We start from the raw sequence: 2180 nt of genomic DNA on the forward strand, positions 1-2180 counted from the left end.
GACTATGCCAACCGCACGGTGCTGGCAACGGATAACTCGATTTACCAGCGCCTGCCCCAGGCGGCGGTGTTTCCTAAGCATGCGGAAGACCTTGAGCGCCTTGCCAAGCTGGCTGCTGAGCTGCCCCACCGCGATATCGTGCTCACGCCTCGGGGTGGCGGCACCGGTACCAACGGCCAGTCGTTGACCGACGGCATCGTGGTGGACGTTTCCCGCCATATGAACCAGATCCTCGAGATCGACGTAGAGGCACGGCGGGTACGCGTTCAGGCGGGCGTGGTGAAGGATCAACTCAACGCGGCGCTGAAGCCCCATGGGCTGTTTTTCGCCCCGGAACTGTCCACCTCTAACCGCGCCACCATCGGCGGTATGATCTCCACCGATGCCAGCGGCCAGGGCAGCTGCGAATACGGTAAAACCCGTGACCACGTGCTGGAACTGGATACGGTTCTGCTCGGAGGTCAACACCTGCATAGCCGCCCGCTTAGCGCTGACGAAGAGCAGGCTGAGTGCCAGCACGAAGGTATTTTAGGTCGCGTGCATACCACCGCGGCTGAGATTATCGACCAGCAGCGTGAGCTGATTGAGGCGAAATTTCCGCCGCTCAACCGCTGCTTAACCGGCTACGATCTGGCGCATCTGCGGGAAGCAAAAGGCCAACTGAACCTGAACAGCCTGCTGTGTGGCTCGGAAGGCACATTGGGCTTTTTGAATGAAGCGGTACTCAATGTGCTGCCGATTCCCAAGCACGCCACCTTGGTCAATGTGCGTTACTCCAGCTTTATGGACGCGCTGCGCGATGCCAAGGCATTGATGACGGCAAGCGCGCGCCCCACCTCGATTGAAACCATCGACGACACCGTGCTGCAGCTGGCGATGGAGGACTTTGTTTGGGATAGCGTGGCGGCGTTTTTCCCCGCCACCGGCAGCACGCCGATTCGTGGCATTAACCTAATCGAGTTTAATGACGATGACCCTGCGCGCTTGTCTGAGCGGGTGCGGGCGTTCACGGAACACTTGAGCCAAGACCCCACGGTAGAGCGTTTAGGCTATACCCTGGCGGAAGGTCGTCCGCAGATTCAAAAAGTTTACGCCATGCGCAAACGCTCGGTGGGCTTGCTGGGCAATGTGCAGGGCGAAAAGCGCCCAATTGCGTTTGTCGAAGATACCGCCGTACCACCGGAGCACTTGGCTGACTTTATTACTGAGTTCCGCGCCGCGCTGGATGCCCGGCAGCTCTCCTACGGCATGTTTGGCCATGTCGATGCGGGCGTGCTGCACGTGCGCCCGGCACTGGATATGAAAGATCCCGAGCAGGAAAAACTGATTCGTGAGATTTCCGATCAAGTGGCAGCCCTGACCCAGAAGTACGGCGGGTTGTTATGGGGGGAGCACGGCAAAGGTGTGCGCTCGGAGTACGGCCCCAAATTCTTTGGTGAGTTATACCCCAGCCTGCAGCGCGTTAAAGCCGCGTTTGATCCGCATAACCAGCTAAACCCCGGCAAAATTGCGTCTCCCGCTGAACACCATGAACTAATCGCCAAAGACAGCGATCCTGAACTGTTAACGGTTGATGGCGTCACCCTGCGCGGCCAGTTGGACCGCACCATTGATGAACGAGCGTGGCAGGCCTATGACGCGGCGGTGTACTGCAACGGCAATGGTGCCTGCTACAACTATGACCTTGATGACCCCATGTGCCCTTCCTGGAAGGCTACCCGTGACCGTGTGCATTCGCCCAAAGGCCGTGCCAGCTTGATGCGTGAGTGGCTGCGTCTGCAGTCCCAGGCAGGGATCGATGTCGTTGAGGAGTCGCGCAAAAAGAAAACCGAAAACGGCTGGGGCTTTATTAAAAGCTTTCCGCTACGCGTCGCCAATACGCTCAGCCGTAAGCAACACCACGACTATTCTCACCAAGTTTACGATGCCATGGCGGGCTGTTTGGCGTGTAAATCCTGTGCAGGCCAGTGCCCGATTAAGGTCAATGTGCCGCAGTTTCGTTCACAGTTTTTAGAGGTCTACCACGGCCGCTATTTGCGCCCACTGCGCGATTACCTGATCGGTGGCACCGAATTTATGTTGCCAACCCTTGCCAAGGTGGCGCCGCTGTATAACGCCCTACTTAAACAGCGTTGGGTCGATAGCCTAATGCGTCAAGGGCTGGGAATGAGCGACTCCCC

1 protein-coding gene is annotated in these 2180 nt (G+C 58.2%); it reads left to right on the top strand.

Going from position 1 to position 2180, the window contains the following annotated elements; all coding sequences use genetic code 11:
• Nucleotides 1-2180, top strand: a 2180-nt coding sequence (locus tag INT19_RS11945) for an FAD-binding and (Fe-S)-binding domain-containing protein (protein WP_193060899.1), incomplete at both ends; no start/stop codon positions are given.

Origin of the sequence: Halomonas sp. 3A7M, from assembly GCF_014897875.1 — a bacterium.
GTDB lineage: Bacteria > Pseudomonadota > Gammaproteobacteria > Pseudomonadales > Halomonadaceae > Vreelandella.